The following is a 25739-nucleotide window of genomic DNA, read 5'->3' as shown; positions in this document are numbered from 1 at the left end:
CGGTCAGGGGGGGATTCATGAACCATTTTGATGCCATGAACATCAAACCGGAAGGCCAATAAAAAGCCCGGCACGAGGGAGCGTAACCGGGCGAAAGGGAAGATGTCAGTTCACAAATAAACAACGCTGACAGAAAGTCTTCCGGCGAGCTGTTACCTTCACTATCGGCAGTAAGTCCTGACCGCTTTAGGCTTTTCCATCAAGGATTTGCGTTATCCGAAACGCTCACCGATACCGCCTTTCAGGCGCGCCCTGATCAGGCATTGATGGCGCGCTCCATGCGGGCAAAGACGGGGGCGCACTGACCGTGCCAGTAGCTGTCGAAATCAAAGCGACCCTGCTCGCTTTTGTACCAGCGGTAGGCATCGTTTTTCAGGTTCTCGGCCTGGCGGCTTTTCATGTTGGCGCCTCGTTGCTTGAACGCCGATTGCAGGATGTCGAATGCCTGTGGCTCAAACCCTCTTTCTGCGCCGGTCACCGCGCAGGTGTAGATGGCGACGGCCTGGCTGCCGGGGGTGTTGAATTCGTCGCTGATGTAGCCCTGCGCCATCACATTCATTGATGTCGTCAACAGCAGAGCGCTGGCCCATAGGATTTTCATGGTCAATGTCATAATGTCGGCCCGCGGGTAAAAGCGTGATGATTTCAAGGCCGGTGGTATTGGCCTGTTTACCATTATCGGCGCTTTTTACACATAACTTTACATTTATGTGAGAGGCTGATCGAGGGATTCAGCGAAACATCAGGCCCTGGTCGGGTCCGTTTCAGGGCATTCGTGAGGGGCCGGGCCGTCCATCAAAAAAACCGCCTCACGTTTGCTGTGAGGCGGTGTCGTTGATGATGATTGCGTCGGGTTAGACGGGTTCCGGCGTTTTTTTCGTCTCGCCAAGCGTGATGCCTGGCAGGGGACCGGTCATCGTCTCCTGTGGTTGATAGTGAATCACCGAGCGGATGGCCTCACTGCGATGGAGCAGGTCAAAGGCCGTGTTGAGCTGATCGTGTCTCATGTTGTGGGTAATGTAGGGATCGACATCGAAGCGGCCGGAGAGCCATTCATCGACCATGCCCGGCAGCTCCGAGCGACCGAGCACCCCGCCAAAGGCTGATCCTCGCCAGACGCGTCCGGTCACCAGCTGGAAGGGCCGCGTCGAGATTTCCTCGCCCGCGCCGGCCACCCCAATGATGATGCTCTCGCCCCAGCCCTTGTGGCAGCACTCGAGTGCGGCGCGCATGAGCGTGACGTTGCCCACGCATTCAAACGAGAACTCGACGCCGCCGTTGGTCATGTCGATGATCACCTCATGCAGCGGCTCGGGGTGATCGTTCGGGTTGAGGCATTCGGTGGCTCCCAGCGACTCGGCCAGCGCAAACTTGGCCGGGTTGACGTCGATGCCGATGATGCGCCCGGCGCCCTGCAGCTTCGCGCCCTGAATGACTGCCATGCCGACGGCGCCAAGGCCGAAGACGGCCACCGTATCGCCGGGGCGGACCTTCGCGGTATTGCGTACCGCACCAATGCCGGTAGGCACCGCACAGCCCATTACGCAGGCCTTGGCCAGTGGCGCTTCCGGGTTGATTTTCGCCACTGCAATCTCCGGCAGTACGGTGTACTCGCTGAAGGTGCTGGTGCCCATGTAGTGACGAATGGTCTTGCCCTTGTAGGAGAAACGACTGGTGCCATCCGGCATCAGGCCCTGCCCCTGGGTCTTGCGAATCGTCTGGCACAGATTGGTTCTGCCCGACTGGATGTAGGGGCAGTTGGGGTCTTCCGGGGTATAGAGCGGAATGATGTGATCGCCCGGTTTGACAGAGGTTACGCCGCGACCGATTTCTTCGACGATGCCCACGCCTTCATGGCCGAGCACGCAGGGGAAGAGCCCTTCAGGGTCGCGCCCGGAAAGGGTGAACATGTCGGTGTGGCACAGGCTGGTGGTGACGATGCGAACCAGCACTTCACCCGCTTTCGGCCCTTCCAGATCGATCTCCTCAATCTCCAGCGGGCGATTGGGTTCCCAGGCAATGGCGGCACGCGTTTTCATGAAACCTCCAGTAACGGATGGCGGGGCCGTTGGGATTGGCGCCGTGATGAGGTAACCACACAGTCATGTAACTGCGGTTAAATTAAACGTTATAACATAACATTTATGTGTGCAAATGCTTTCTCCAGCGCTCTGTTCGGTGTGGTTGCCACCCCTCGGGAGCAGGGTCGTGCCTACGCCCAATGGCGGGTCGCACCTCGATGTGCCTGCGCTAATATGAAAGCCGCGATCGGGCGCCATAAAAAAGACAGGGACGGGGCATCATCATGCAGGGACGGATATCGAGAAAAGCGGCAGGCCGCCTTGTGGCAGGTCTGGTACTGGCATGGGCGCTGGCCGGTTGTGCCGGCAGTGGCGGCGCGGGCGGTGATCCCAAAACCGCAGCCCAGTCGCCGGATCGCGCCTGGGGGCCGGTCATGGTCGCCATTGCCGAGGCCGATCTGTATGACGACGAAAAAACGGTCGTGGATCTCATTCCTCGTCGTGACCCGAGCCTGATCGTATCGGATTACCGCGCGCGCACGAGTGACGGTCCGCTGTCGCGGGCGGCACTTGAGGCTTTCGTACAGGACAATTTCGACGAGCCGCCCGAAAATGAGGCGCGCCTGTCAGAAAGTGCCGATACGCCCATCGATGAACATATCAGGAATCTCTGGCCCTATCTGACCCGCGACCCGGCCGCGACCGATGAAGGGCAGTGGAGCAGCCTGGTGGTACTGCCGCATCGATACGTGGTGCCGGGTGGACGCTTCAATGAGATGTTCTACTGGGACAGCTTTTTCACCATGCTCGGGCTGGCCCATAGTGACCGTTATGACCTGGTGCGCGATATGGTGGATAACTTCGCCTGGCTGATCGATCAGTACGGTTTTATTCCCAACGGTACCCGCACCTATTTCCTCACCCGTAGCCAGCCGCCGTTTTTTGCCTCGATGGTCGGGCTTCTGGCCGAGCATGATGGGGATGAGGTCTATCAGCGCTATCTGCCCGAGCTCGAGCAGGAATACGACTACTGGATGCGCGGTGCCGAGTCTCTGGCGCCAGACCAGGCCAGCGAGCACGCGGTCAGACTCGAGGACGGCACGTTGCTCAATCGCTACCACGGCAGTGAAAACAGGCCGCGTCCGGAATCGTATGCCGGGGAAATTGCGCTGGCGGACAAGGCATCAAGCCGGCCGGCGGCCGAGGTCTATGGTGATCTGCGCGCCGCGGCCGAAAGCGGTTGGGATTTCAGCTCGCGCTGGATGGCGGACGGCAGCCAGCAGACCACCATCGCCACCCGGGACTTCCTGCCGGTGGACCTCAACGCGCTGCTGTTCCATCTGGAGCAGACGCTTGCCCATGCCTGGCAGCTCGAAGGCAATCAGGCGCGGGCCAGACAGTTCGAGCAGCTGGCCGAGACGCGTCGCGAGGCGATCAACCGGGTCTTCTGGGACGCCGATCGCGGCCTCTATACCGATTATGACTGGCGTGAACATCGCCTGAGCGAGGTGGTCTCCGCCGCCATGGTCTATCCGCTTGCCTTTGGTGTGGCCGATCAGGCGCGTGCGGATGCGACAGCCGCCGCCGTCAAACGAGAGCTTTTAAGACCCGGCGGTATGGTCACTACCAATCGTCACACCGGTGAGCAGTGGGACGCCCCCAACGGCTGGGCACCGCTGCAGTGGCTGGCGGTGGAAGGGCTTGCCCGCTATGGCCAGACCGCACTGGCTGCGACCATCGCCCGACGCTGGATGGACACCAATCAGCGTGTCTATGACCAGACCGGCAAGCTGGTAGAGAAGTACAACGTGGAAAATCCCGGAGTAGGGGGTGGCGGCGAATATGAAGTGGTTGACGGCTTCGGCTGGACCAACGGGGTGCTGCTGGATCTGATGGCACGCTACCCGCAGGCCGCTCAAACCCCCTGAGCCGAACAGGTCAGGTTATCCACACCCTCTCGAAACTCGGCGCCTGTGGACAGGCAGGCGTCGATTCAGGGCAGCATCGAAGCGCCGGGTAGACTATCCTGAGCGGTCCGTTGATACGACGCGGAGGCGTTTCGATGCAGCTGATTCATCTTCAGGGAGCACGGATCCGGCCGTGGCTTGACGCGCTGGCGGCGCTGCGCATTCAGGTCTTTCGTGAGTTTCCCTATCTTTATGATGGCTCGCTCGACTATGAGCGCGACTATCTGGAAACCTACGCGCGAAGCGACGACAGCCTCTGCGTTCTGGTGCTTGATGAGGAGCGGGCCGTGGGCATGAGCACGGCGCTGCCGCTGAGAGACGAGGACGAGGCCTTCATGCGCCCCTTCATCGACCAGGGCTTTGATGTCGACACTGTCTGCTATTTTGGCGAGTCGATTCTTTTACCCGAGTATCGCGGTCAGGGGCTGGGGGTGCGCTTTTTCGAGGCACGCGAGGCACACGCCCGAACGCTTGCCGGCGTACGTCATACGGCCTTTTGCGCCGTGGAACGCCTCGATCATCATCCGCTGCGTCCTGGCGACCATCAGCCGCTGGACCGCTTCTGGCAGCGACGCGGCTATACGCCTCGTCCCGAGCTTTACGCCCGCTATGAGTGGCAGGACATTGATGCCGCTTCGCCGGACCACAAGACGCTGCGTTTCTGGCTCAAGACACTCGAATGACGCGACGCGCAACGCTTTCAGGCGTTGGCGGCAGACTTATCTTTTTATCTAGGAGCGCCCATGCATCTGGCTTTGTGTCAGTACGCCATCGAGCTGTTTGAAGACTCACACGACTATCAGGCGCATCTGGAATCGTTGATTGAGCAGGCCGCCGTTCGAGGCGCCGAGCTGCTGGTCATGCCCGAGTATTCAAGTCTGGTCATGACCGGACAGATGCCGCCGGACATTCGCGGTGATCTGCATGCTTCCATCGCCGCTCTGCAGCCCATGCTGCCGGCCTGGCTTGAGCAGTGCGAGGCGCTGGCGAGGCGTTTCGGGATTTATCTGGTGCCGGGCAGTGCGCCGGTACTGGATGACGATGGCGTCTATCGCAATCGTGCCTGGCTTTATGGCCCCAGTGGCCTGATCGGCACCCAGGACAAGCTGATCATGACCCGCTTCGAGCGCGAGCACTGGGGCATTGAAGGCGGCAGTGGTCTTCAGGTGTTCGATACGGCACTGGGCAAGCTGGGCATTCTGATCTGTTACGACAACGAGTTTCCCATGGCCGCTCGTCTGCTGGCAGAGCAGGGGGTGGATCTGATCGTCTCACCCAGCTGTACCGATACCGAGTCCGGCTATTACCGGGTTCGTACCGGCGCACGGGCGCGGGCGCTGGAAAACCAGATTGCCGTGGCCGTCTCACCTACGGTGGGCGAGGCGGCCTGGTCACAGGCACTGGATTACAACTATGGGCGTGCCGGGCTCTATGTACCGGCGGATATCGGTATGCCGGCCAGTGGCGTGGTCGCGCAAAGCGAGCACATCACCATCGATCGCAGCTCTTGGCTGCATATAGACCTCGATCTCTCCGCCATTGCGTCGCTGCGCGATGAAGGTCAGGTACTGTTGCGCCGCGATTGGCCCGAACAGTTCGATCCCTCAAGGATATATGTCATTGGGGATGGGGAGAGCAAATAATGCTGAAACACTCATCCGGTCGAGGCTGAAGTACTGTTTCTGGCACCAGAACGCGGCACCCACTAGCCTTTAAGGCTTTGATGTCATGGGGTATGGGAGCCGTGCGTGTTTGCCTTTCTTGAATCACTGTCATTGATGGCCGCGCTGGGCATTTTTGCCCTTTGTGCGCTGGTGATCGGTACGGTGGGTACCTGGTTGACCGGCATCGTCGACAGGCTGGCCGATCGTACCGGATTGGGTGAGGCGATTGCCGGTTCGGTCATGCTGGGCGCAGCCACATCGCTGTCCGGCATCATGGTTTCGGTCGCTGCCGCCGCGCGTGGCCAGCCGGAGCTGGCAATGAGCAATGCGCTGGGCGGCATCGCAGTGCAAACGGCCTTTTTGGCGCTGGCTGATATCACCTATCGCCGTGCCAACCTGGAACATGCCGCCCCGTCGATCGGCAATCTGATGCAGTCGACACTGCTGATCTGTCTGCTTGCGATGCTGCTGATCGGTGCATGGACCCCGCCTTTCACGGTCCTGGGCATTCACCCGGTGACCGTACTGATGTTTGTCGGCTATGGCTATGGGCTCCTGAAGGTGCGTGATGCCCAGAACGATCCCATGTGGCGACCCAAGCGAACGCGAGAGACCTTCGAGGATACGCCTGAGGAGCATCAGGATAAGCGCAGCCTGATGATGCTGTGGGGACAGTTTCTGGGGCTGGCAGTGCTTCTGGGACTCACTGGTCTGGTGCTGGAACGGGTCGCATCGGTCATCGCGCAGGAGTCCGGACTGTCGGCCACGGCGGTTGGGGCGCTGCTGACGGCGATCGCCACCTCCCTCCCGGAACTTGTGACCTCGATTGCGGCCGTACGTCGCGGCGCCCTGACGCTGGCGGTGGGCGGCATTATCGGTGGCAACGCCTTTGATACCCTGTTTGCCGCTGCCTCGGATGTGGCCTATCGAGACGGGTCGATTTATCACGTCATGTCGAATCAGGTGATGCTATGGATCGCCATTACCATTTTGATGACCGGCGTGTTGCTGATGGGGTTGATACGTCGTGAACGTCAGAACTGGGGCGGCATCGGCTTTGAAAGCGTGGCAGTGCTGGCGCTTTATGGTCTTGGTGCGCTGCTGACGTTATTGGGATGAGTCCGGACCGTCACGTCCTGCCGGTCAATGGAAAAAAGGAGAGCGCATGACGGCAACATCGTCGAATACCGATACTTCCACACCGCTGGCGGAGTGCGATGCAAAAACGCTGCGCGCGCTTTATGAGTCGGGGCGCGCTTCGCCGGTCGAGGCGACCCGGGCGGCGCTTGAGCAAATCGAGCGCTTCAATGGTGAGGTGAATGCCTTCTGTCATGTCGATCATGACGGCGCCCTCAAGGCGGCCCGTGACAGTGAATCGCGCTGGCAGCAGGGCGAGCCACTGGGTCCCCTTGATGGCATTCCTGCCTCGATGAAGGATCTTTCCGAGGTGGCCGGCATGCCGGTACGTGATGGTTCGCTGACGACCGGTGGCGGCCTCTGCGATCATGATGGTCCGCCGGCCCAGTTCCTTCGCGAGGCCGGTGCGGTGCTGCTGGGCAAGACCACCACGCCCGAGTTTGGCTGGAAGGCGACCACCGACAGCCGCGTGACCGGCATTACCCGTAACCCCTGGAACACCGACCTGACCCCCGGCGGCTCTTCCGGTGGTGCTGCCGTGGCCGCGGCGCTCAACATGGGCGTGCTGCACCAGGGGGGAGACAGCGGTGGCTCGATTCGCATTCCTGCCGCCTTTACCGGCGTGTTCGGCTTCAAGTCGACGTTCGGGTGGGTGCCGCAGTGGCCGCCGAGCACCATGGCGTCGCTATCGCATATCGGCCCGCTCACTCGCACCGTTGATGATGCCATCGCGATGCTCAACGTGATCGGACGCTTTCATGGTCACGACTACTTCTCGGTGCCGGGCCAGCCCGCGAACTGGGGTGAGCAGTGTGATGAGGCCGGACGGCTGGACGGTCTGAAAATTGCCTTTTGCCCGGCGCTGGGGACTGCCGCGCGCGATGATGAAATCTCTCACTGCGTGGGCCGCGCGGCGCATCAAATGGAAAAGCTGGGTGCGCAGGTCGATCGCATCGAACCAGAGGTGGAAAGCTCGCTGGAAACCTACCGGATTCTCTGGGCCACGGCGTCAGCGACCCAGCTCGCCGACATGACACCGCAGCAAAAGGAACTGCTTGATCCGGGACTTTTGGAAATTGCCGAGTGGGGACGCGCTTTCTCGGCCGTCGATCTGTTGCGCGCCCAGACCACACGTACCCGGCTCAACCGCCACATGGATCACTTTCTGGACAGCTATGATCTGATCCTCACCCCCAGTGTCCCCATCGCGGCCTTCGAGGTCGGCCATAACGTGCCGCCCGGCAGCGGTATGCGTGACTGGATGGAATGGACACCGTTTTCCTACCCGTTCAATCTGACCCAGCAGCCCGCAGCGTCCGTACCCTGTGGCTTTACGGCGTCCGGACTGCCGATCGGGCTTCAGCTGGTCGGAGCCCGGTTTGATGACGCTCGCGTATTGCGAGCCTGTCGGGCGTACATGACGGCCTTTCCGCCCCGCTTTCCCGAGCGCCTCAATGAAAGCCGGAACCGGGTCAGCGGTTATTGAGGCATCGCGCTTGCCACGGGGTTAATCCGACCGGTCTTCAGCATGAAAGGCGATGCGGGTAATGGCGTTGTAAAGACAGCCATGATCGTTCCAGACGACGTGCTCGGGCTGTTCGTGACCGCGATCATCCCGCGCGCGCACCTGTAGAACGTGACGATCGGCGTCGAGCTGGCAATCCAGTGACCAGCAGACCCATGCACCTGCAATATTGGGCGTGTGCAGGGTAGCGCTCTGCCAGGTGCCGTCATCAAGGCGGCAGTCGACGGCAACAATCTGCCCCTCACCCGACAGTGCCCGTCCGCGCAGGATCGTGTTGCCGGCAAGGAGCCGCGCACCGTCTTCAAGATCGACCAGGCTCATGACCGGCATGGTGGTAATGGGAATGCCGTCAGCCTCTCCCACGGCCGGATAATCGGGCCCGGCCAGAGTGTAGTCCTGCGTGTTCCAGTACGTATCCAGGGTTTGGCGCGACACCTCAAGACGGCCCAGCCATTTGATGCTGGCCGCACCCAGCCAGCCGGATACCACCAGCCGGGCCGGGAAGCCGTGATCGATCGGCAGGGGCTCGCCGTTCATGGCGAGTGCAATGATCGTGTCATCGGCGAGCGCCTTGTCGATCGGCAACGGTCGGGCGAAGCGTCCGCTGTCGAGGCCTTCCGGCAGAACATGAAAGGCGCCTTCTTCCACGCCCGCCAGTGCCAGCACGTCGCGCAGGCGCACACCGCTCCACTCTGCCACGCCCACCGCGCCCTGTCCCCACTGAGCGCCTTCAGCAGGGGTGCCAAAATCACGGGCAAAGGAGGCGCGCGCATTGCCGGCGCATTCGATGGCGCGGATGACGCTGACGCGTGGAAGTCTTTCAAGGTCGGCAAGGCTCAGAACGTGCTCATGCGACAGGGCATCGCCGGTCAGCGTCAGCCGCCAGTCATTGGCATCGAGCTCGGGAATATCGAAGTGGCTGCGCACAAAGAACCAGCGATTGGGCGTGAGATAGCCCGGCAGCCGGGACAGACGGGTTTCGGCGTTGGTGGCGCCGCCCTCATCGGGATGTCGGAAGTGCTCGGCAGGCAGGGGTTTGAAAATGCCGGGATGGTGGCTCATGACAAAACGCTCCAGAGATCGTGAAGGGCGACTCTCTAGAGCGTAGTGGCTTTTAACGACAGGTCATGTCGATCAATGCAGATCAGGAGCTGGAATAGACCGGCGCCTCATCCGCCATGGCCGGATGATCCTGGTTCCAGACAATGGCGGGCATATCCGCATTTTTCTTCGAGGCTCGCACGCGTTTTTCCAGCGCCGGGCCGTCAATGTTGACGAATGGTGTTGTCACCAGCTTGCGACGGGACAGATTCTTGCTCAACCGATAGCGCAGGGAGAGCGCCAGCAGGGTGTCGGTGGCTTCATTGATGCCTGTCTCGCCGGCGATACGACGCTGCATGGCGCGCGCCTGGGTGTAACGTGTGGTGAAGTCTGCTTCGTCACGGCCGTAGAGTTCCCGCAGCATCTTGCCGATCTGAAGGGCCGTGGAGAGCGCCGGCTGGGTGACCTTCGTCTCCATCTTGGCACAGTCGATGGCGCGCAGCGGCGTCTCGCTGTCCTGTGTGGACACCATCAGATTATCGGTATTGATGTCCAGATGGCAGATTCGGGCATCGTGCATGGCCTTGAGCAGGGCTTCCATACGATATAGAAGCGAATGGCGTTCATGCTCGTCGGCGACATCAAAGGCATCTCCCAGTCCGATCCATCCTTCAAGCCAGGGCTGAATCAGGACCTGGCTGGTCGGCAGGCCGGCGCTCATGCGCTCGCCGACGCAGAGCACGTCCAGTCCCTGTCCGGTACGCGCATTCAGGGTCAGAGTGTTATCCACCTCGGCGCTGCCGTGATCAAACCCGACCAGAGTGTGCTGAATCCCAAGCAGGGCGCCCAGACGCTTGCGCCATATGGGGAGCGGAATTTCCTTGGCGAATAGTGCGCGTTCGGCGACCTGAAGGCGAAAGGTACGCCGGCCCTTGCGCTCGCGCAGTGTTGTCACGTGATCAGGCTCTACACCGCGCATGTGGTGGTCCATTCGCGCTGCAGCATCATGGGCAGCCGCGTCATCGGCCAGCCACCATTGCCAGTCGGAGCCGGGAAAGCGGATGGGACCATGAAAGTGGCGCTGGAGAACGTCGGGGCGTCCACGGCGATGCTGGTGCCTGGAAGTAGTCATGATGAAGTACCGGTGCGGATCCTGGGCAGGTGATGGGATCAAGCACTGTGTCATGGCAGTGAGGTGACGAATTCGTTAACAGGCTAAACCTTTACTGCAATATAAGAACAGTGTTCTCTTATGTCCAGAAACGTTTAACACAATTTTAATAATTAAATGATAGAGGCAGGGTATGACGGCAGATTCTGATGTGGCAGGAGAGAGCGCCCGAAGCTGAAGCAGGGCGACCCTGCCGCTTGAAGCAGGGTCGAGTGCAATGAGCGTGTTAGCCTTCGAGGACGTTTTGTAGCGCCGCCAGGTGCCCGGGCACCAGAGCCTCCTCGACGGCTGAAATGCGCAGGATATCGGCCAGTGCCGGATGTGGGGGGCGGTGGACAATGACGCCATCGGCCAGCAGTGCCTGCTGAGCGGACTCGGCGGCTCCGGCATTCGGCATGCGAATGGCCACGAAATTGGTGGCCGAGGGCAGGACGTCAGCCCCCCACACCTGTAACTGTGTCGCCAGCTGCTCACGTCTTTTGATCACGGCCTGAACATGGTGCTCAACCTCGTCAATATGGGTCAGCACCACCATCGCGGCGGCCTGGGCGACCGAGGAAACAGCGTAGTGAATGCGCACCTTTAACATGACCTCGAGAAGTGCCGGCGAGGCGATGGCATATCCGATGCGAAGTCCGGCCAGCCCATGTGCCTTGGAGAAGGTGCGAAGGCGCACGACGCGGTCCATGGGGGCACTGTCCTCCTGGTCCGCTCGAAACTCGTGATAGGCCTCATCCAGCAGGAGATGACAGGTCGGCGGCAGATTATCGACGAGATAGGCAATGTCGGCACTGGCCAGGCAGTGACCGCTGGGATTGTCCGGATTGGCCAGATAGACCAGCCTTGAGTGATGCAGCCAGGCGGCCTGAACCAGCGCCTCGACATCGGGAGCCAGCTGGCCCGGCGCCTGTCGATAGGCCACTTCGACCAGGCGACAGCCGTGACCCTCGGCAAAATAGCGAAAGGTGGGGTAAGTGCCGGCACTGGTGATCACGGTCGTGCCGGTATCGCACAGGGCGCGCAGCGTCAGGGCGATCAGGCTGTCGGCACCGGCATCCACCAGCAGGGCCTCGGGAGAAGTGCTCAGCTGCTCGGCCAGTTGCTGGCGCAGCTCGAACGCCTGGGCATCACCATAGGCACGTGCCAGCTCGGCCACCTGGGTACCCAGTGCCTCGCCCAGTGCCTGATGAGGCATGTCCAGCCCTTCATTGGATCCAAGTTGAATGGGCAGCGAATGACCCATACGCCGCTCCAGTGCCTGGCGTCCCGGGAAGGGATTGTGGGGCCCTTCACGATCAAGATGAGATGCACGCACGAAAACACTCCACGTCATGAATGGTGATCGGTTACCAGGCCATCAGGGTGCCGGTGTCATGGCGGCCTGTGACAGCGGCAGGCCCAGCGCATCAAGCGCGCCGTCGATCTCCTTTTGCCACCAGATATCGTCACTGTCGCCGCGCTTGAGCGTCAATGTCAGCCTATAGGGATAAAGCTTTCGATCCGACAGGACGATGGCGCCCAGCGGTGACTGAAGATGTGAAGAAAGCCGCCATTGGTTATCGGGCGTCTCCGGCTGTGCGGCGGCCTGTGCAACGGACAATATCTGTGGTCCATTTCGGGCGCTGAGCAATCGGCGGGTCATGGCATCATCGAAGCGAGCATCGGCCTGGGCGCCGAAATCGGCGTCGGCTTCGACGGGAGTGACAAGAATCACGCGATTGCTGGTGTTATCCGGCCAGGGAGGCGCCTTGAGGACATCAACCGCTGCTGTCTGCCCTAGGTTTTCCAGTGGGGTGCGGGGGCGCGAGAGATCGCTGTCCATCCCGGCACAGCCCGTCATCAACAGGGCCAGCAGCGCCATGAATGTCCATCGACTCATGAGGGCGCCTCGGGCATGTCGGCAGTAGAGATGCATGAGCCTTCGGTCTGTGTGATCAGAAATTGGTGCAGATCCCTGAAAAGGGTCTGTCGGATGTCCGGCGATTCGTTGACCAGATGGTGTCGAGCATCCTGATGATAGACGATTCGAGCCGCCGGCAGCAGCCGGCGCAGCACCTCGAGATTCCAGCGCCAGTCCACGGTGGCGTCCTGCTGGCCCTGCAGAATCAGTACCGGTAGATGACAGGGCGGCAACCTTCGAACATGACCCATCCAGTCGCGCATGGCACTGACCCATACCAACGGCAGGGTGTTGGTCTGCAGCGGGTCCTTTTGATGCAAAAACGCCGTGAAGGCAAGATTGGTCGTGTTGGGGCGGTAATGGCGCGGGATGCTGCGAATAAAGGGCGTGGCCAGGCGGTGCATCAGCCGAGAACGATGCCACTTGCAGGGCCGCACCAGCGGGGCCAGCAGGGCCAGTGCCTGCCAGGGATGATGGTCGGCGCGCTCCAGTGCATCGGTGGTCAAAATGGCAGCGCCTGTGCTCTGGCCAATCCCGATCAGCGGCTCGTGGATCAATCCCCTGTCCCCCAGCTGATCGAGCAGGCCCCGCAGGCATTGAGTGTAGGTGGCAAAGTCATCGATGGCGGCACGCTCCCCGCTGGACAGGCCATGCCCCGGTAGGTCCCAGAGCACGACACGAAATCCGCCATCAAGCAATAGGTTTAGCAGATGGCCATAAAGGCCCAGATGATCGAAATAACCATGTACGACCATGACCGTGCCACGAAGCGCGTTGTGCGGGGTCCAGACCTGAGTCCAGAGGCGAAATTCGCCGATCTGTAAATGTCCCGACTCGATGCCACCGACCTGCGTGATCAGTGCGTCCAGCTCGTAATGACGAAAATACTGCGCCATCAACCCGGTGGGCGGCAGGGGCAAGGGTGCCAGCGGGCCGGCCTCCAGCAGATCGGAAAAATCGGGTAGGGACATTGTCATGAATGCTCATGCTCACGCCACGTCGGTCGCGCAGCCTGAAGTGATTATGACGGCTCAGGCCTTCGGCGCAAGGCAGTCACGCCCAGCATGGCCCAGCCGGCCATCATTGCAAGTCCCCCCAGTGGGGTGATGGGCCCCAGCAGGGCCGGGCCGCCCAGTGCCAGCAGATAGAGTGAACCGCTAAAGAGCACCACACCGATGCCCCAAAGGCCCAGCACGAAACGCTGGCCGACCAGTGGGACAACCTCGCGCCAGATCAGAATCATCATGAAGGCCAGCGTATGCCAGGCCTGGTAGCGAACACCGGTGTGCCAGGCATTGAGCGCCTGGGCATCCAGTCGATCGGCCAGACCGTGAGCACCCCAGGCGCCGAGGATGACCACCCCCAGTCCGGACAGGGCGACGGCGAGCCATAAAAGGCGCGAGGGCATGGGCAATATACTCCTATCGGATTGAGCATTTATGCGTGAATCCGTGTATGGTCGCACGCACGCGCCCGAGCCACCAGGTGCCGTGGGCGGGCCGGTGGCTTCGACCAACAATACACCACAAGCGTAATGCCTTCTTGAGAGCAGGGCATGGCGGGGGATAACCCATGGAATTCATCAATACCATCGAAAACGGCATTCTTGCCATTACCGACCCCATCAGCAGTTTTATCTGGACCTATGTTCTGGTCTATCTGCTTTTGGGCGCCGGCGTGGCCTTTACGCTGCTGACGAAGTTCATGCAGTTTCGTCTGATGGGTCACATGGCGCGTGTGACCTTTGGCGGTCGCGGTTCGGGTGATGGCATCAGTGCCTTTCAGGCCTTTGCGACCTCGCTGGCGTCCAGGGTGGGAACGGGTAACCTCGCCGGTGTGGCCATTGCCCTCTGGGTCGGGGGGCCGGGCGCCATCTTCTGGATGTGGATGACGGCGCTGGTCGGGCTGGCCACCGCCTTTATCGAATCCACGCTCGCCCAGGTCTACAAGGTCAAGCATGAGGACGGTGCCTTCCGTGGTGGGCCGGCCTATTACATGGAGCGTGGTCTGGGACAGCGCTGGATGGGCTGCCTGTTTGCGGTCTTTTTGATCATTGCCTTCGGCCTGGCCTTCAATGGTGCCCAGTCCAATACCATCGCCCGGGCCATCGATAGTGCCTTTGCCGTCCCTACCTGGATTACCGGGATCGTACTGGTGGCCATGACGGCCCTGATCATCTATGGCGGCATCAAGTCGGTGGCACGCACGGCCGAGAAGATTGTACCGGTCATGGCCGTGGCCTATCTGCTGGTCGCGCTCTACATCCTGATCGTCAACATCGGTGAGGTGCCGGCAATGCTGGCGCTGATCGTCAAGAGCGCCTTTGGCTTCGGACCTGCAGTCGGTGGCGCGGCGGGCTATGCCATCAAGGCAGCAATGGAAAACGGCATCAAGCGCGGACTGTTCTCCAACGAGGCCGGCATGGGCTCGGCGCCCAACGCTGCCGCCACGGCAACGGTCAAGCATCCGGCGGCCCAGGGGCTGGTCCAGTCCTTTGGCGTGGTATGCGATACCCTGATCATCTGCACCTGCACTGCCGTCGTGATTCTGCTTTCCGGGGTCTATGACACCCTGCTGACCAGCTCGCCGGGCGTCGATATCCAGGGCATTCAGCTCACTCAGGATGCCATGAGCGATCATCTGGGCGTGTTTGGCACCTGGTTCATTGCGCTTGCCATTTTGCTGTTCGCCTTCACCTCGATCATTGGTAATTACGCCTACGGCGAGATCAACATGGGATATCTGTTCGGTCGGCGCAGCAAGGGTGCCATTCAGGCACTGCGTATCGCTGTGCTGGTCATGGTCATGCTGGGTGCCGTGGCGGAGCTTGATTTCGTCTGGGCCTTTGCCGACTTTGCGATGGGGTTGATGGCCACCACCAACCTGATTGCCATTCTGCTGCTGGCGCCCGTGGCCCTGCGTGTACTGAAGGACTATGAGCGTCAGCGTCGTGATGGTGTGCGGGAGCCGGTCTTTGATCCCACCGTCCTCAAGAATCCCGAGCAGCTTTCCAGCGGTGTATGGACGTCTTCCAGCGAAACCGTGACGCGGTAGGAGCCCTTCGGACTCCAGCGTTATAATGCACATCCCGAGACCAGTGCAGGATGTGACATGCAGCTATACATCAACGGAGAAACGCGCCGGGTCGATCAGGCCAGCAGTGTGGCTGACCTGATCGTCATGCTTTCGCTGACCGGCCGGCGTATTGCCGTGGAAGTCAACGAATCCATTGTGCCGCGCACCCGCCATGCGACAACGACCCTCAATGAGGGCGATCGCGTCGAGATTGTTCATGCCATTGGCGGCGGCTGATACCCCGGTGCCAGTGGCGATCGCATCAGAACCCCGCCAGTCGGGTCCGAGGAGAACATCATGAGCATTGATTCCCGGTGGGATACCCCCCTGCACATTGCCGGGCGAACCTTTACCTCGCGCTTGCTGGTCGGTACCGGCAAGTATCGTGACCTTGAAGAAACGGGTGCCGCCGTTGAAGCCAGCGGCGCCGAAATCGTGACGGTCGCTGTACGCCGTTCCAATATCGGTCAGAATCCGGATGAGCCCAATCTGCTCGATGTCATCTCTCCCGAGCGCTATACCATCCTGCCCAACACGGCCGGCTGCTATAACGCGCGTGATGCCGTGCGTACCTGCCAGCTCGCCCGTGAATTGCTTGATGGTCACAATCTCGTCAAGCTGGAAGTACTGGGCAATGATCACACGCTTTATCCGAACGTGATCGAGACGCTGAGTGCGGCGCGCACGCTGGTTGAGGATGGCTTTGACGTCATGGTGTATACCAGTGACGACCCGATCGTGGCCGCCGAGCTTGAGTCGATCGGCTGCTGTGCGGTCATGCCGCTGGGCTCGCTGATCGGTTCCGGTCACGGCCTGCTCAATCCGCACGCCCTGTCACTGATCATCGACAACGCCCGTGTGCCGGTGCTGGTGGATGCCGGTATCGGTACGCCATCCGATGCGGCCATGGCGATGGAGCTCGGCTGTGATGGGGTGCTGGTCAACTCGGCCATCGCCCACGCTCGCCAACCGATTTTGATGGCCAGTGCCATGAAAAAGGCCGTTGAGGCCGGACGTGAAGCCCGCCTGGCCGAGCGCATGGGAAGAAAGACCTATGCCGCCAGCCCCTCATCGCCCACGGAAGGCCTGATCACCGGCTGATTCCGGGCCATGATTCGTTCCACTGTTTTTGACGATATTTTGATGACAGAAGACACAGCGCCGGGCATTGAATCCGGTGAAGATACGCCGCATCGCGGCATCAAGAGTTATGTGGTCCGTAGTGGTCGCATGACCCTGGCCCAGCGTCGCGGTCTGGAGGACGTCTTTCCGCGCCTGGGACTGACACTGGCTCATGGTCGGCTGGATCTGGAAGCCCTGTTTGGCCGTCGAGCACCGTGCGTGGTCGAGATCGGCTTTGGCATGGGGGGCTCGCTGCTTGAGCAGGCCATGGCCAATCCGGATACCGATTTTATCGGCATCGAAGTGCATCCTCCGGGTGTGGGCAAGCTGCTCGATGATGTCGACAAGGCGGGATTGTCCAATGTGCGTGTTTATCGCGAAGACGCGCTCAAGGTACTTGATGACTGCCTGCCGGCCGAATCGGTCAATACGCTACAGCTTTTCTTCCCCGATCCCTGGCCCAAAAAACGGCATCACAAGCGCCGGATTGTGCAGCCAGCCTTTATCGAGCGAGTGCGACGCGTGCTGGAACCCCAAGGTCGTTTTCACATGGCGACCGATTGGCAGCCGTATGCTGAATACATGGTCGAGACCATGAATGAGGCGCCCGGGTTCGTGACGCTGGCCCGTGACGGTGACTATGTCCCGCGGCCGGACTTTCGCCCGCTGACCAAGTTCGAAACCCGCGGTGAGCGGCTGGGTCATGGTGTCTGGGATCTGATCTATCAGCGTGCCGGTTAACGTCACGCTGGAAGGGTTGTCCGACCGACATAAAAAAGCCGCCCAATTGGGCGGCTTAAAGGACCGTGACTAGCTTGATGAGGAGATGAACCACTCGATACCCTGACATATCGGGTTGTTCATGTGATGACTGGCGATCACCACATCTCAAAGATAACTATTCTCATTTGGCTGGTCAAGGCAAATGAGAATATTTTTTAAATGAATGTCTGCTGTTATTTTCGACTGCCTTCAAGGCGGCTTGATGACCACTCGACCACTCGACCACTCGACCACTGAATCTCTAGGACCATGCCGATACCTGACTCATCGTCCCAGCATGCTTCGCTTCGCTGGCTCAATACGCTGGTGGTGGTCACACTGATTACGGTGACGGTCGCCATTGCCTATCTGGGCTACTACTACGTCGGGGCCGGTAATCGATCGCAGGTGACCTGGTTTGCTCCCGAGCTCGGTTGTCGCCCGCTGGATGAGCGCTGTTTTACCGCGCTGGGTCGCTTTGGCGAGATGCAGACGCAGTGGCATTACCAGAACGGGCAGTTGAGCGTGGAAATGGGGCTTGGTGGTCTATCCGCCAGGCAGGTGACCATGCAGCTCGAGGAAACCGGCAGCCGCTGGCGTCAGGCGGCCGTGACCCTTGAAGCCGTCTCGCCCGGTCACTATCGAGGAACGTTTGATATGCCTTTGTGTCGGAGCGATGCTCACCGGGCGCGAGGCAGTCTTGTGGTCAGTACGGCCCGTGGTCTTCTGGGCAGCTGGTACGATCTGTCGCTGCCATGTAAGTGATGCACAATGTCACGGCATCTAAAACATGAATTTCCCTATTAATTATCCACACCGTGTTAGGAATTTTTGCTTGACAGAAAGCAAAGCATTCCGAAGCGCAGAATTTTGCGCTTCTGGGCCATGTTTTTTTAAATTTCTTTTATAAACAATACTTTATGTCATTCATGGTGCATTTCTTTGCAGAAAGTGCCATCAGCGTAATACTGACGTGCGACATTTATGCACAGGCGCTGCGGCAGGTGCCAGACACTACCTCACAACCTTATCCACAAGGTGTTTTGGCCGCATTTATCCACACTGTGTAACACGCGTTTGACCCCGGAAAATAAAAAACCACCGGATCGTTAGACCCGGTGGTTGATAGCGTCTGCCGTGCTGTCGGCCTAGTTGGCCTGCTGGGCGCCGGCATTCTCTTCCTGACTGGCGCTGTCATTGGCGCCGGTATCATCGCTGATGGCATCATCACCCACACCCAGCAGCTCTACCTTGAAGATCAGGGTCTGGTTCGGTCCGATCGGACCGGTACCCGCTTCGCCATAGGCCAGATCGGAAGGCACGTAGATTTCCCACTTGTCGCCCGGGTGCATCATCTTCAGGGCTTCCTGCCAGCCAGGGATGACCTGGTCGACCTGGAAGGTCACCGGCTCGCCACGCTCATAGGAGCTGTCAAAGACGTTGCCGTCGATGGTGCGGCCTTCATAGTTGACGCGAACCTGGTCTTCGTCGCCGGGCTGGGCGGCACTGTCGTCACCCTTTTCCATGACGCGGTACTGCAGGCCGGAGTCAGTCGTCTGAACACCATCCTTGCTGGCGTTATCTTTCAGGAATGTCTTGCCGGCTTCGGCGTTCTGCTCGGCTTCCTGCTGCATCTGTTGCTGCTGTTCGGCCACCATCTTCTGCTGATACTGCTGCAGGGCATCACCAATCTGCTGGTCGCTGAGACGGATATCGCTGCCGTCGTAGACGTCCTTGATGCCGTTGGTGAAGCTATCAACATCCAGATCCTTCATGTCTTCATGAAGGTTGCGGGCCAGCGTCACGCCCACGGCATAGGCCAGGCGCGCTTCGTCGGACTTGAAATCGTCCTTTTGCTGGGTGCTGTCATCGCTGCCTTTTTGCTGGGCCTGCTCCTGCGTGGCCTGAGCGTCAGCGTTTTTATCCTTGCCGTCGTCAGCATCGGAACAGCCTGTCAGTACGATCAGCGTGCTCAGAGTGACCGCGCTCAACAGTTTATTCATGAAATCTCCTTGTACACATGGTCATCAAGGGATGTTGGACAACACCCAGTGAAAAAAATCACGCCAATCCCTGAAAGAATGTCGGCTGTCTTTTAACAGACAATCTTCAACAAACCATTAGCACGATGGGGGCACCATATTCTCACTTTCAAGGTGTAGTTGGGAAATCAGCGCCTGATGATGGGGGGCGAGCTCGCCGATCAGAAGCCGTGAAAATGCTTTAAAAGCCTCATGCGGCGGACATGGTATCGAAGCCGACAGGGTCAGCGCTTCAAGCTGGCGCAGTGTTTCGCGCTCGCTCTGGAGTTCGGCCGCCTTGATGTGGGTACGCATCTGCTCAAGTACGGGGTGGCCTGCAGCCTGCGCCTTGAGATCGCGTCTTAGCCGGCGCAGCGGCTTCGTATAGTGCTGCCGCCACTGGCGTACCGGTGCAAGCCTTGAAGCGAGCTCAGCCACCGGGGCCCGATCGTGGGCCAGCAGCCACAGCCCCCAGAGCAGCTCGCAGACATCAAGGTCTGCCTTATCCTGCAGCGCAAGCAGGGCCTCGCTCACGCCAGGGCGTGCATAAAGCGCCAGCGCCCAGGGCCAAAGCGGAGAAGGATTTCGGTTAGAATGGGAATCCACTGACTTGTTCATTCGACCACTTATCGGCAACCGGCCGGACAGGATACCGCATGATCGCATTTCGCCAGCTCGAGCTCCAACGCGGCGGGGTCCCGCTGATCGAGTCCGCAGACTTCATGCTCTCGATGGGTCATCACGCCGGCATCGTGGGGGCCAATGGCACGGGCAAATCAAGCCTTTTTCAGCTGATTCTGGGCCAGCTTGCGCCCGAGCGGGGCGAGGTGGCGCTCAATGGCGGCGTGCGCATTGCGCATATGAGTCAGGAGATCGTGACGCTGTCGCGCAGCCTGACCGACTTCGTGCTCGATGGTGATCACGCCCTGCGTGAAACGCAGACAGCGCTGGAAGCTGCCCGCGAGGCCGGCGAGCACCATCGCGAGGCCGAACTGCACGGTGTGATCGAGTCGCTTGATGGCTATACGGCAAAGGCCAGAGCCGAGCAGCTGCTGGTCGGGCTTGGTTTTGCCCAGCGCGATCTTGAGCGTCCGCTGTCGGATTTCTCGGGGGGCTGGCGCATGCGTGCCAATCTGGCCCAGACACTGTTCAAACCCTCCGATCTGATGCTGCTGGATGAGCCGACCAACCACCTGGATCTGGACGCGCTGTTGTGGCTCGAGCAGTGGCTGGTGCGCTATCCCGGCACGCTGCTGTTGATTTCGCACGATCGGGACTTTCTTGATGCGGTGTGCGATCACATCGTGCATTTTGACCAGCGCCACGTGCAGCTCTATCGCGGCAACTTCACGACCTTTGAGCGTACCCGCGCCGAGCGACTGGCTCAGCGTGAGGCCGAGCGTGAGAAGCAGCAGGCCCGCCGCGCCGAGATCGAGGACTTCGTACGCCGCTTTCGTGCCAAGGCGACCAAGGCCAGGCAGGCCCAGAGCCGGCTCAAGATGCTCGAGCGGATGGAAGATATTGCGCCGCTGCGCGCCGAATCGCCGTTTCGATTTCGTCTCCCCTGTTCCGACAAGGTCTCCCATCCGCTGCTGTCGATCGATCATGCCGCCATTGGTTATGGCGACGCGCCGATCGTTGAAAACGTGCGCCTGTCGCTGGCGCCGGGCAGCCGAATTGGCCTTTTAGGCCCCAACGGCGCGGGTAAATCAACCCTGATCAAGGCGCTCACCGGTGAGCTGGCGCTGCTCAGGGGCGAGCGCACCGAGGGAGAGCATCTCGCGGTCGGCTATTTCGCCCAGCACCAGCTCGACGCGCTGGATTTGAACGCCAGTGCCTTTACGCATGTTCAGCGCCTGTCGCCGCAGGCTTCCGAGCAGGTCATTCGCGATTTTCTGGGTGGCTTCGGCTTTCGCGGGGATGACGCCTTTGAAGTCATTACACGCTTCTCTGGCGGGGAAAAGGCCCGTCTGGCGTTGGCCCTGATTGCCTGGCAAAAGCCCAATCTGCTGCTGCTGGATGAGCCGACCAACCACCTGGATCTGGACATGCGCGATGCGCTGACAGAGGCGCTGGCCGCCTTTGATGGCGCGGTGCTGATCGTCTCGCACGATCGCCACCTGCTGCGCGCCAGCGTCGATGAGTTCTGGTGCGTGGCAGATGGGCGCGTCGCTGCCTTTGATGGCACGCTGGAAGACTATCGACTGTGGCTGAAAAACCGCTTTACCGAGGCTGCCCGGGCTCCGGTGGATGAGCCCCGGGAGGGGGCGGCGCCGAAGGAGGATCGAAAGGCCACACGGCGTGCGGCGGCCGAGCTTCGCGAACAGTTAAAGCCTCTGAAGAAAAAGCGTGACGCCGCCGAGAAGTCGATGGAGAAGGCCCAGAAGGCACTTGAGGCGGTCGAAGAGAAGCTTGCGGACCCATCGGTGTATGAGGCCGGCCAGAAAGCGCAGCTGACAGAGCTTTTGCGCGAGCAGGGCGAGTGGAAGGCTCGTCTTGAAAGCGATGAGCAGGCCTGGATGGAGGCCGAAGAGGCGCTTGAGGAGATGCAGGCACAGCTCACGGCCTCTTGAGGCGGTCATTGGCAGCGGCGGTCACCGGTCTACACTGGACAGGGTGTTTATCGTTATCGGCTGACCTCAGGGAGGAGAAATGCCTTACGACCATCGTGATGACATCCCGGACAGCGCGCGTAAGGTGCTGCCGCCGCATGCCCGCACCATTTACAAGGAGGCCTTCAACAGCGCCTGGAAGGAGTACGATAAGCCTTCCGATCGGCGCGGCGATTCATCCCGCGAGGAAACGGCTCACGCCGTGGCCTGGAAGGCGGTCGAGTCAAAGTACAAAAAGGGCGATGATGGCCATTGGCATCCGAAGCACTGATCAAGGCCACTGAAAATGTCGCCCTGCAGATTCTGAGCGGGCCGCCACTCCTGTGGCGGCCCGTTTTTCGTCTGGCTATCCGGTTTTGTTTATTCGGCGTAGATCATCTTTCGGGTCATGCCGCCATCGACGGGGAAGTGCTGGCCGGTAATGAAACCGGCCTCCGGACCTGCCAGAAAAGCCACCAGCGCGGCGATATCATCAGGGTGGCCTACACGGCCGACCGGATGCTGCTGGCGGTCGGTGTCACTGTGGGACGGGGCTTCACGATTGGCCGCCTTTTGATGCTCGCCGGTTTCGATCCAGCCGGGGCAGATGGCATTGACACGAACCTCCGGGCCCAGGCTGGTCGCCATCGCATGAGTGAGCGCGAGAAGGCCACCCTTGCTGGCCGCATAGCCTTCACTTTCGGGTTCGGATTGCAGGGCCCGGGTCGAGGCCATGTGAATGATTGATCCCTGCGTTTGGCGCAGCAGCGGGATGGCGGCGCGTGAGCAGAGAAAGGCACCGGTGAGATGGTTGTCCAGCCAGTGATGCCAGCGCTCAAGCGACAGGGATTCCAGCGGGCCACAGTACGGGTCGGCCGGGCCTGCGTTGTTGACCAGCAGATCCAGTCGGCCCTGCCATTGTGAGATGCGGTCAAAGGACTCATTCACCGCGGTTTCATCGCTGACGCTTGCGGTAATGGCCAGCAGCGTCTCGGTGTCGTGGCGCGTGCGCATCTCCTTGATGGCGTCATCATCGATATCAATGATGGCCACGCGCCAGTCGCGGGCAATGAGATAGTCGGTCACGCCGCGTCCGATACCCTGCGCACCGCCGGTGATCAGCGCCACACGTGTGTCAGTAGAAGAATGTGTACTCATGGGGATGGCCTGTCCGGGAAATGGAGGTGGTCGCTTTGCAATATTCAGCTTTCCAGCATGAAGGTGACGGGGCCGTCATTGATCAGCGAGACCTGCATGTCAGCGCCAAAGCGTCCGGTTTCGACGGTGTCATGGGCCTTTCGTGCGCATTCGACCAGATGGTCAAACAGTCGCTCGCCGTCTTCGGGCGTGGCGCCGCTGGAAAAACCGGGACGCAGTCCCTTGCGCGTATCGGCCACCAGAGTGAACTGCGACACCAGCAGTAACCCGCCGCGGGTGGTAGAAAGCCCAAGATTCATGCGGCCCTGGTCGTCGCCAAAAATGCGGTAGTTGAGCATCCTGTGTAAAAGCTTCTCGGCGCGCTCCGGGGTGTCATCGCGCTCGACACCGATCAGGGCCAGCAGCCCCTGATCGATGGCGCCAATGCGTTCGCCATCGACATGAACACTTGCCTGGCTGACCCGTTGAATCAGAGCCCGCATAATATCTCCATTGTTCGTCCTACACTTGCGGGGACTTGTGTCCCGGACCTACCAGGTGCGACACAGCATCAGGTCCCCGCGGGTCTCGGTCAGCAGCCGCTCCAGCAGGCTGTCCGTGGCGCGGCCGATGCCAACGCGGATGTGGCTGCCTAGCGCCAACAGATCGGGCGGCTGCTGACGCAGGCGATCCAGCAGCACCTGGGAGGGATCACCCTGCTGCAGGACAAGCTCCAGATCGGGTTTGGCATGCAGGTCGGCCATCAGGCGTTCGGTTTCAAGCTCGAGCTGCTGGCGCAGGCGCTGACGTTCAAGGTCGCGCCAGTGCTGATAGTTGGTGCCCTCACAGAGCTCCATGGCCACCGGCATATCCCAGGCATGCAAAAGCGTCAGACGCACGTTGGGGAAGCGCATCAGCACTTCCTTGAGGGTGTGGCGCGAGGCCAGCGAAAAGTCCACCGGTACCAGAATGTCCTGCCAGTCCGGCTCGCCGTCATGCGGAATGCTGACCACCGGGCAGGGCGCCCGGCGCATGACGCGCGACAGGGTGGTACCACCGATCAGGTCCGGCTGTCCCTGTTTGCGGTGGGTGCCCATGACAATCATCGAAGCGCTGCGTTCGTAGGCCTCGCGAATGATCTCGGCATAGGGCACACCGCTGACGATATGAACCTCGGTGACGGCCGGGCGCTTAAGTTCATGGTGTTCGCACAGCTTGTTGAGGGTGCGGTCAATCTCTTCCTCAATGGCATGCACCAGCGCCGGCATCGTGTGCTCGGGCAGATAGGGATCCACAACATGCAGGATGTCCAGGCGCGACTGGCTGCGCTGTGACAGATGCAGCGCTCGTACAAGGGCGGCCTCACATTCGTGAGAGAGATCAGTGGCCAGTAGCAGCGTCGTATTCATGGCTGAATCCTTGCCCGTTGATAAGAGGGCGCTTGCAGGTGTCGGTTATGGCAGAGGCACCGCTGAAATGATAGTGGTTGCCTGCCACCACAGCTACCACCAGGCGTGAAAGTGATGAACCGGCCCTTGGCCCTTGCCGACCTCCAGCCGCTCGGCGGCGGCCAGTGCTCGGGTCATGTAGACCTTGGCCTCCCTGATCGCCTCGATCGGGGTGTCATGCCGAGGCAGCAGAGCAGCGATGGCCGACGCCAGTGTGCATCCCGAGCCGTGCAGCGAGCGTGTCATGATACGCGGCGCTTCAAGCCAGTGGGTGGCATCCGGCGTCAGCACCAGATCATTGCTGACCTCACCGGCCAGATAGCCGCCCTTGAGCACCACGATGTCACAGCCCAGTGCACCCAGACCGGGCAGCATCGCCTCCATGCCCTTATGGTTTTCCGGAATGTCGGTCTCCAGCAGCACGGCCGCTTCCGGCAGATTGGGCGTGATGACATCGGCCACCGGAATCAGGATGTCGCGCACGGCATGAAATCCGTCACGGTCCACCAGCATGTCGCCACTTTTGGCGACCATCACCGGGTCCAGCACGACATGGGCCGGCCGGTAGCGCTCGATGAACTCCCGGATCAGGTGCGCCGTGTCGAGGTCGCTGACCATGCCGATCTTGACGCAGTCGATGGCGATATCATCAAACACGGCGTCCAGCTGGGCACGAATCATGGCCTGTGGCAGCGGCATGACCTCGCGAACGCCGCAGGTGTTCTGGGCCAGCACGGTCGTGAGAACGCTGGTGGTATAGGCCCCCAGAGCGCTGGCTGCCTTGAGGTCGGCGGATTGACCGGCCCCTCCACTGGGATCAGTGCCGGCAATGGAGAGAAAACGGATCGAGCGCATGAAATCTCCAGACGTTGCCAGCGGCACAGGGGAGCGTGAGACGTTGTGACGCCTGCCGTGCCGCAGGTTATAAGACTAAGGTCTAATACAGCAGGGTGATATTTTGATTGGATACACGAAGGCTACAGGGGGAACATTCCAAAATCGACATTAAAAAAGCTGATGACGGCATTGGCAAAATACCGCATCGACTTCTAATGTAACGATGTTGATCTCGAGGCTGACCTGACCTTCCGCAGTCGAGAATTTCCTGTCATTCGGGCGGTATGCTCCGGGTGGTTGAATAACGAAAGCGCCAGTCG

At 60.4% G+C, this 25739-nt stretch carries 26 protein-coding genes; 12 read left to right on the top strand and 14 right to left on the bottom strand.

What is annotated here, in order from left to right:
• Positions 1 to 256: 256 nt before the first annotated feature.
• Positions 257 to 601 (bottom strand): hypothetical protein, encoded by a 345-nt coding sequence (locus tag B9H00_RS07715; RefSeq protein WP_147376564.1) that lies wholly within the window; start codon positions 599 to 601, stop codon positions 257 to 259.
• Positions 602 to 854: 253 nt separating this feature from the next.
• Entirely contained in the window at positions 855 to 2039 is a 1185-nt protein-coding gene (locus B9H00_RS07710; protein WP_086900172.1) for an S-(hydroxymethyl)glutathione dehydrogenase/class III alcohol dehydrogenase, read from the bottom strand.
• Between the two features lie 266 nt (positions 2040 to 2305).
• On the opposite strand from B9H00_RS07710, the gene treA reads away from it, so the two are divergent.
• The 5 genes from treA (at position 2306) to B9H00_RS07685 (ending at position 8275) form a co-directional block, all read left to right on the top strand.
• Complete coding sequence (gene treA / locus B9H00_RS07705; protein WP_086900171.1) at positions 2306 to 3949, top strand: alpha,alpha-trehalase TreA; 1644 nt, start codon at positions 2306 to 2308, stop codon at positions 3947 to 3949.
• A 134-nt stretch (positions 3950 to 4083) separates the two neighbouring features.
• Complete coding sequence (locus B9H00_RS07700) at positions 4084 to 4671, top strand: GNAT family N-acetyltransferase (protein ID WP_086900170.1); 588 nt, start codon at positions 4084 to 4086, stop codon at positions 4669 to 4671.
• A 60-nt stretch (positions 4672 to 4731) separates the two neighbouring features.
• Entirely contained in the window at positions 4732 to 5631 is a 900-nt protein-coding gene (locus B9H00_RS07695) for a carbon-nitrogen hydrolase family protein (RefSeq protein WP_086900169.1), read from the top strand.
• Positions 5632 to 5736: 105 nt separating this feature from the next.
• Positions 5737 to 6771 carry a sodium:calcium antiporter gene (locus B9H00_RS07690; RefSeq protein WP_086900168.1) on the top strand — a complete coding sequence of 345 codons (1035 nt, stop codon included), beginning with the start codon at positions 5737 to 5739 and terminating at the stop codon, positions 6769 to 6771.
• A 46-nt stretch (positions 6772 to 6817) separates the two neighbouring features.
• Complete coding sequence (locus tag B9H00_RS07685; RefSeq protein ID WP_086900167.1) at positions 6818 to 8275, top strand: amidase; 1458 nt, start codon at positions 6818 to 6820, stop codon at positions 8273 to 8275.
• A 21-nt stretch (positions 8276 to 8296) separates the two neighbouring features.
• Here B9H00_RS07685 and B9H00_RS07680 read toward each other — a convergent pair whose 3' ends face one another.
• The 6 genes from B9H00_RS07680 to B9H00_RS07655 form a co-directional block, all read right to left on the bottom strand.
• Positions 8297 to 9376: a sulfite oxidase gene (locus B9H00_RS07680; RefSeq protein WP_086900166.1), complete on the bottom strand. Its 1080-nt coding sequence runs from the start codon at positions 9374 to 9376 to the stop codon at positions 8297 to 8299.
• Positions 9377 to 9458: 82 nt separating this feature from the next.
• Entirely contained in the window at positions 9459 to 10487 is a 1029-nt protein-coding gene (locus B9H00_RS07675; protein ID WP_157663200.1) for a lipopolysaccharide kinase InaA family protein, read from the bottom strand.
• Between the two features lie 265 nt (positions 10488 to 10752).
• Positions 10753 to 11841, bottom strand: coding sequence for an aminotransferase class I/II-fold pyridoxal phosphate-dependent enzyme (locus B9H00_RS07670; RefSeq protein WP_407656574.1), 1089 nt, complete (start codon positions 11839 to 11841; stop codon positions 10753 to 10755).
• A 42-nt stretch (positions 11842 to 11883) separates the two neighbouring features.
• Positions 11884 to 12405, bottom strand: coding sequence for a hypothetical protein (locus B9H00_RS07665; RefSeq protein ID WP_147376565.1), 522 nt, complete (start codon positions 12403 to 12405; stop codon positions 11884 to 11886).
• Positions 12402 to 13403: an alpha/beta hydrolase gene (locus B9H00_RS07660; protein ID WP_086900162.1), complete on the bottom strand. Its 1002-nt coding sequence runs from the start codon at positions 13401 to 13403 to the stop codon at positions 12402 to 12404. Before B9H00_RS07660 ends, B9H00_RS07665 begins: the two co-directional genes overlap by 4 nt.
• Before the next feature lie 44 nt (positions 13404 to 13447).
• Positions 13448 to 13834 (bottom strand): DUF423 domain-containing protein, encoded by a 387-nt coding sequence (locus tag B9H00_RS07655; protein ID WP_086900161.1) that lies wholly within the window; start codon positions 13832 to 13834, stop codon positions 13448 to 13450.
• Positions 13835 to 13998: 164 nt separating this feature from the next.
• Here B9H00_RS07655 and B9H00_RS07650 point away from each other — a divergent pair, with 164 nt between their 5' ends.
• The 5 genes from B9H00_RS07650 to B9H00_RS07630 all read left to right on the top strand — a co-directional run bounded on the left by B9H00_RS07650 (position 13999) and on the right by B9H00_RS07630 (position 18150).
• On the top strand, positions 13999 to 15480 hold the full coding sequence (locus B9H00_RS07650; RefSeq protein ID WP_086900160.1) for an alanine/glycine:cation symporter family protein: 1482 nt from the start codon (positions 13999 to 14001) through the stop codon (positions 15478 to 15480).
• Between the two features lie 57 nt (positions 15481 to 15537).
• Positions 15538 to 15738: a sulfur carrier protein ThiS gene (thiS, locus tag B9H00_RS16890; protein WP_086900159.1), complete on the top strand. Its 201-nt coding sequence runs from the start codon at positions 15538 to 15540 to the stop codon at positions 15736 to 15738.
• 60 nt (positions 15739 to 15798) lie between these two features.
• Positions 15799 to 16602 carry a thiazole synthase gene (locus B9H00_RS07640; protein ID WP_086900158.1) on the top strand — a complete coding sequence of 268 codons (804 nt, stop codon included), beginning with the start codon at positions 15799 to 15801 and terminating at the stop codon, positions 16600 to 16602.
• 42 nt (positions 16603 to 16644) lie between these two features.
• The gene (trmB, locus tag B9H00_RS07635) at positions 16645 to 17364 is read left to right on the top strand and encodes a tRNA (guanosine(46)-N7)-methyltransferase TrmB (RefSeq protein ID WP_086901763.1); all 720 of its coding nucleotides are present in this window, start codon (positions 16645 to 16647) and stop codon (positions 17362 to 17364) included.
• Between the two features lie 291 nt (positions 17365 to 17655).
• Positions 17656 to 18150 carry a hypothetical protein gene (locus B9H00_RS07630; RefSeq protein WP_086900157.1) on the top strand — a complete coding sequence of 165 codons (495 nt, stop codon included), beginning with the start codon at positions 17656 to 17658 and terminating at the stop codon, positions 18148 to 18150.
• Between the two features lie 383 nt (positions 18151 to 18533).
• On the opposite strand, the gene B9H00_RS07625 is transcribed toward B9H00_RS07630, so the two are convergent.
• Positions 18534 to 19388: an FKBP-type peptidyl-prolyl cis-trans isomerase gene (locus B9H00_RS07625; protein ID WP_086900156.1), complete on the bottom strand. Its 855-nt coding sequence runs from the start codon at positions 19386 to 19388 to the stop codon at positions 18534 to 18536.
• 117 nt (positions 19389 to 19505) lie between these two features.
• Positions 19506 to 20012 (bottom strand): TIGR02444 family protein, encoded by a 507-nt coding sequence (locus B9H00_RS07620; RefSeq protein ID WP_157663199.1) that lies wholly within the window; start codon positions 20010 to 20012, stop codon positions 19506 to 19508.
• Positions 20013 to 20062: 50 nt separating this feature from the next.
• Between B9H00_RS07620 and B9H00_RS07615 the strand changes: the two genes are divergently transcribed.
• A complete protein-coding gene (locus B9H00_RS07615) occupies positions 20063 to 21979 on the top strand; it encodes an ABC-F family ATP-binding cassette domain-containing protein (protein WP_086900154.1) in 1917 nt (638 codons plus the stop codon).
• Between the two features lie 79 nt (positions 21980 to 22058).
• A complete protein-coding gene (locus tag B9H00_RS07610; protein WP_086900153.1) occupies positions 22059 to 22289 on the top strand; it encodes a ChaB family protein in 231 nt (76 codons plus the stop codon).
• 89 nt (positions 22290 to 22378) lie between these two features.
• Here the strand turns inward: B9H00_RS07610 and B9H00_RS07605 are convergent, their stop codons facing one another.
• The 4 genes from B9H00_RS07605 to thiD all read right to left on the bottom strand — a co-directional run bounded on the left by B9H00_RS07605 (position 22379) and on the right by thiD (position 25437).
• Positions 22379 to 23155 (bottom strand): SDR family oxidoreductase, encoded by a 777-nt coding sequence (locus tag B9H00_RS07605; protein WP_086900152.1) that lies wholly within the window; start codon positions 23153 to 23155, stop codon positions 22379 to 22381.
• A gap of 44 nt (positions 23156 to 23199) precedes the next feature.
• Positions 23200 to 23637 carry a D-aminoacyl-tRNA deacylase gene (dtd, locus tag B9H00_RS07600; protein WP_086900151.1) on the bottom strand — a complete coding sequence of 146 codons (438 nt, stop codon included), beginning with the start codon at positions 23635 to 23637 and terminating at the stop codon, positions 23200 to 23202.
• A 48-nt stretch (positions 23638 to 23685) separates the two neighbouring features.
• Entirely contained in the window at positions 23686 to 24543 is an 858-nt protein-coding gene (locus B9H00_RS07595) for a universal stress protein (protein WP_086900150.1), read from the bottom strand.
• 93 nt (positions 24544 to 24636) lie between these two features.
• Positions 24637 to 25437 (bottom strand): bifunctional hydroxymethylpyrimidine kinase/phosphomethylpyrimidine kinase, encoded by an 801-nt coding sequence (gene thiD / locus B9H00_RS07590; protein ID WP_086900149.1) that lies wholly within the window; start codon positions 25435 to 25437, stop codon positions 24637 to 24639.
• Between the last annotated feature and the right edge of the window lie 302 nt (positions 25438 to 25739).

This window comes from Kushneria marisflavi, from assembly GCF_002157205.1.
Taxonomy (GTDB): Bacteria; Pseudomonadota; Gammaproteobacteria; order Pseudomonadales; family Halomonadaceae; genus Kushneria; species Kushneria marisflavi.
The sequence above is the reverse complement of the archived record's forward strand: the minus strand, read 5'-3'. Positions and strand labels throughout refer to the sequence as shown.